4 protein-coding genes are annotated in these 4,497 nt (G+C 67.5%); all 4 read left to right on the top strand.

Translation table 11 applies throughout. The features are described from left to right. Nucleotides 1-57: 57 nt before the first annotated feature. A complete protein-coding gene (gene prpE / locus AC1DQP_RS16975) occupies nt 58-1,935 on the top strand; it encodes a propionate--CoA ligase (protein ID WP_478052060.1) in 1,878 nt (625 codons plus the stop codon). 199 nt (nt 1,936-2,134) lie between these two features. After that, entirely contained in the window at nt 2,135-2,392 is a 258-nt protein-coding gene (locus tag AC1DQP_RS16970; RefSeq protein WP_478052059.1) for a hypothetical protein, read from the top strand. A gap of 289 nt (nt 2,393-2,681) precedes the next feature. Further along, entirely contained in the window at nt 2,682-3,188 is a 507-nt protein-coding gene (locus tag AC1DQP_RS16965) for a hypothetical protein (protein ID WP_256776238.1), read from the top strand. Between the two features lie 88 nt (nt 3,189-3,276). After that, nucleotides 3,277-4,338, top strand: a complete 1,062-nt coding sequence (locus tag AC1DQP_RS16960; RefSeq protein ID WP_478052058.1) for a suppressor of fused domain protein — start codon at nt 3,277-3,279, stop codon at nt 4,336-4,338. Nucleotides 4,339-4,497: the final 159 nt, after the last annotated feature.

Below are 4,497 nucleotides of genomic sequence, written 5' to 3'. Positions count from 1 at the left end.
GCCCACGCCCCACCATCGGACTATGCTCGACGCATGGCTTTGTCTGGGAGGGCTGTCATGCAGTACGAGGAAATGTACCGACGTTCCATCGACGAACCCGAGGCGTTCTGGGCGGAGGAGGCGCAGCGCATCTACTGGCACAAGCCACCGGAACAGATCCTCGACTACAGCACCCCGCCGTTCCGGCGCTGGTTCGTCGGCGGTGAAACCAATCTCTGCTACAACGCCGTCGACCGCCATCTGGTCGATCGCCCCGATCAGTTGGCGCTGGTGGCCATCTCCACCGAAACCGACGTGACCCGCGAGATCACCTACCGCGCGCTGTATCGCGAGGTGAACGCATTCGCCGCCGTGCTGCAGCGGCTGGACGTGCAGCGCGGCGACCGCGTGGTGATCTACATGCCGAACATGGCCGAGGCGGTGTTCGCGATGCTGGCCTGCGCGCGCATCGGCGCGATCCATTCGGTGGTGTTCGGCGGCTTCGCCGCGCACAACCTGGCGCTGCGCATCGACGATGCCGCGCCCAAGCTGCTGATCGCGGCCGATGCCGGCAAGCGCGGCGGCAAGGTGATTCCGTACAAGGCGATGGTCGATGCCGCCTGCGCCGAAGCCACGTCGCCGCCGCCGCACGTGCTGATCGTGTCGCGCGGACTGGATCCGGCCGAGCCGAAGGTGCCCGGCCGCGATGTCGACTACGCCACCCTGCGCGAGGAAGTGGGTGACCAGGACGTGCCGGTGGTGTGGCTGGAATCCAGCGAGCCGAGCTATCTGCTGTACACCTCCGGCACCACCGGCAAGCCCAAGGGCGTGCAGCGCGATGTCGGCGGCTACGCGGTGGCGATGGCGCAGTCGATGCAGACCGTCTTCGACTGCAAGCCGGGACAGGTGATGTTCTCCACCTCGGATGTCGGCTGGGCGGTCGGGCATTCTTACAACGTGTACGGACCGCTGATCGGCGGCTGCACCTCACTGCTGTACGAAGGGCTGCCGACCAACCCGGACCCGGGCATCTGGTGGGCGCTGTGCGAGCAGTACGGGGTGCGTACGCTGTTCTCCTCGCCCACCGCGATCCGTGTGCTGAAAAAGCACGACACCGATTTCATCCGCCGCCACGACCTGGATGCGCTCAAGTACGTGTTCCTCGCCGGCGAACCGCTCGACGAACCCACCGCGCACTGGATCAACGATGCGCTCGGCAAGCCGATCATCGACAACTACTGGCAGACCGAGACCGGCTGGCCGGCGCTCACCCTGCTGCCGGGCGTGGACATGAAGCCGGTGCGCTTCGGTTCGCCGGGTTTCCCGAATCTTRGTTACAAGATGAAGGTGATCGATGAGAACACCGGCGAGGAAGTGGCTCCCGGGCAGAAGGGCGTGCTGGTGATGGTCCCGCCGCTGCCGCCGGGCTGCATGAGCACGGTCTGGAAGGATGACGATCGCTTCATCCAGAGCTACTTCAGCCACTTCAAGGAGCTGCTGTACAGTTCGCTGGACTGGGCGATCCGTGACGCCGACGGCTACACCTTCATCCTCGGTCGCACCGATGATGTGATCAACGTGGCCGGGCACCGGCTGGGCACGCGTGAGATCGAAGAGTGCATCGCCGGCCACCCGCTGGTGGCCGAGGCGGCTGTGATCGGGGTCAAGGATGAACTCAAGGGCCAGGTGCCGCTTGTGTTCGTTACCCTGCGCCAGGCGGTGGACGGCGATGGCAGCGCGATCATCACCGAGATGATGCAGCGGGTAACCAACTCCCTCGGCGCGCTGGCGCGGCCGGCGCACATCCACATCGTCAACGCGCTGCCCAAGACCCGCTCCGGCAAGCTGCTGCGCCGCTCGCTGCAGGCGCTGGCCGAAGACCGCGATCCGGGAGATCTCTCGACCTTGGATGATCCGGCGGCCTTGGATGAAATCCGGCGCGCGCTGGGCAGCTGAAACCGTCGTTTCCGCAGATGTCTCGGGAGCCGGCACATCGATGGATGTGTGGGCTGGTTTGTATGCGGCGCTTGATGGGCGTCGCGCTTCCCGGAAATCATTCGCACGTGTCGCGTCCGGACATGGCCGTGGACTATCCGGTCGCGCACGATCGACGCAGGGATGCCACATCACGTCGGTGTCCGCGCTAGGAGTGAGCATGAAGCGTGAGCCCCGATTTCTCCTGTGGATCTGCAGGAAGTGTGGCCTGCACCTGCCATCTGACAGTGCCGACCGATCCTTTGCACTGAACTGGGTGCTTCACGGCACCCATTTTGGGGTGGGGTGGGGCGTGGGGATGGCGCTGCTGGAGCCGGTACTGAACACCGAGCGGAACGCCGGTACGTTGCTGTTGATCGCGACCCTGGCCGCAGTGGTCTACGGTTTGATGATGGCGCTCGCCAGGCGCAGGCCGTAACCACGGCCGCCTGCAAATGCGGGCCGGTCGCCGGCCAGCATTGTCTGCCCCGGCACCGGCGACGCGGCGAGAGCACGCTTGCTGCAACGCATTATCGGCAGCCGGGAACGTCAGGTAAGCTGCGGGCGTGATCGTTGCAGGCCGCTGGCCGAACGCCGCGCGCTGGGGACACGGCGCGCAGCGGGCGCTGGTCGGCGCATCCGCCGGCGACGGTCGCAAGGGGACGCAGGGGCATCAGCGCAGCGCTGACTGCCGCGCGTGACAATGCACCAGGTGACAGGGGGAACACATGGCGTACATCCATGCCAAGACGGCCGCTGGCCGTCAGGAAATCGAAGACCGCGCGCGGCGTCTGCCGCCGGCATTGCGGTCCATTCTGCTGATGGTCGATGGTCAGCGCGATGACGATGCGTTGACCGCCTTGTTACCGGGCCTGCGCGCGCCGGACGATGCGCTGGCGCAACTGGCGCAGGCAGGTCTGATCGAAGTGGTCGGCGGCGCGGTGGCCGCCCCGGCCGCGCGGGCGCTCACCGCCGGGCGTGAGCAGGATCCGGATCTGTACAAGCGCCTGTATGACTGGATGAGCGAGTCGGTGCGCCGCCACCTCGGCCTAAAGGGCTACTTCATGCAGCTCAAGATCGAACGCTGCACCGATGCCGGGGGCCTGGAAAAGCTGTGGCCGGACATGGCCGCGGCGGTGGCCAAGGCCAAGAGCCCGGCGCTGGCCAGCCGCTGGCTCAGCGATACCCATGCGCTGCTGGTGGTGGACGCGCAGCCGGACGCCGTGGCGGGCTGACCCGCACCTGCGGCAGAGGCCGGAAGGCTGGCCGTGATGGCCCGGCCGGGGTTACCTTGCCCGGCTACGCAGGCCAGGAGCATGGCAGATGGACCACACGCAGAAAGACGATGAGGGCACCCAGGGGTGGGACGCCCTCAACGCGGCGCTGGGCGCGCTGTACCCGGGTCAGGAACCCCGCCACTTCGGCACGGCGATCCCCTACACGCTGGGCGGCCAGGATCCGCTGGACGGCATCAGCGTGTACTGGGCAGAGACACCGCGCCCGCACTGGCATTACGTCACCTATGGCTTCTCCGAGCTGTACGGCAAGCAGAGTGATGACCTGGCCGACAGCGGCTACGGCTTCGAACTGACCTTCCGCCTGGCCGCCGCGCCGGGGCAGGGCGCCGATGGCGCGCCGCCGGTGTGGCCGATGAACCTGCTGCAGAACCTGGCCCGCTACGTCTTCAGCAGCGGCAACGTGCTCGATGCCGGGCATCACCTGGATGCCAATGGTCCGATTGCCCTGGACAGCGAGACCRTGCTGCGCCACCTGGCGTTGATTCAGGACCCGCAGCTGCCCCCGCGCGATACCGCCAACGGCCGCGTGCGCTTCCTGCAGGTGGTCGGACTCAGCGACGACGAGATGGCAGCCGTGCGCCGCTGGTCCACCCACGGCGTGCTGCAGGCGCTGGAAGCGGGCATGCCGCTGTGGATCACCGATCTGGCGCGCGGCTCGTTGCTCGCCGATGCGTCGGTGGCCGCCCAGGTCGCGGCCGGCAGTGCCCGCGAGGGCTCCACGACCGGCACGCTGTTCATCGAAACGCTGGGTTGGGAGGTGCAGGACGATACGGTCGAGCTGGTGCTTGGTGCTGGCCAAGTGCGGGGCATCCTCGAGCTGCTGCCGTTGCGGCTGGAGCACGGCCGCGCCTTGACCCTGGTGGATCGGGAACGCAGCTGGCGCTTCGAGCCGGGCGAGGAGGACCACGTCGAGGTCGACCAGGATGCTGCGCGCTGCGTGCTCAGCCCGGCCAGCCTGCAGGCGATACGCGAGCACCTGCATGCCGAACGCGGCAGTTATCCGCTGCCGGGCGGCCGCCTGCGCATTCGGGTCGAACCGACCGAGCTGCGCGATGCCCAAGGCCACGTACTGCGCACGATCGGCTGAAGGTAGAGCCACCCCATGGTGGCTGCTGTTCGGGCCGGGGATCGCGTGCAGCCACCCATGGGGTGGCTCTACCGGGGGATGGGTGCGTGGCATCGGCGGGGGTAGAGCCACGCCATGCGTGGCTGCGCTTCGAGAGGCATGTCGTGCAGCCCCCCATGS

The organism is Stenotrophomonas sp. P5_A8, from assembly GCF_056400545.1.
Note: the sequence above shows the minus strand (reverse complement) of the source record. Positions and strands in the feature narration are given on the sequence as shown.

What these genes read in the sequence shown, in the direction of transcription:
- AC1DQP_RS16970 (WP_478052059.1), top strand. Translation starts at nt 2,135, where the DNA reads ATGAAGCGTGAGCCCCGATTTCTCCTGTGGATCTGCAGGAAGTGTGGC.
- AC1DQP_RS16965 (WP_256776238.1), top strand. Translation starts at nt 2,682, where the DNA reads ATGGCGTACATCCATGCCAAGACGGCCGCTGGCCGTCAGGAAATCGAA.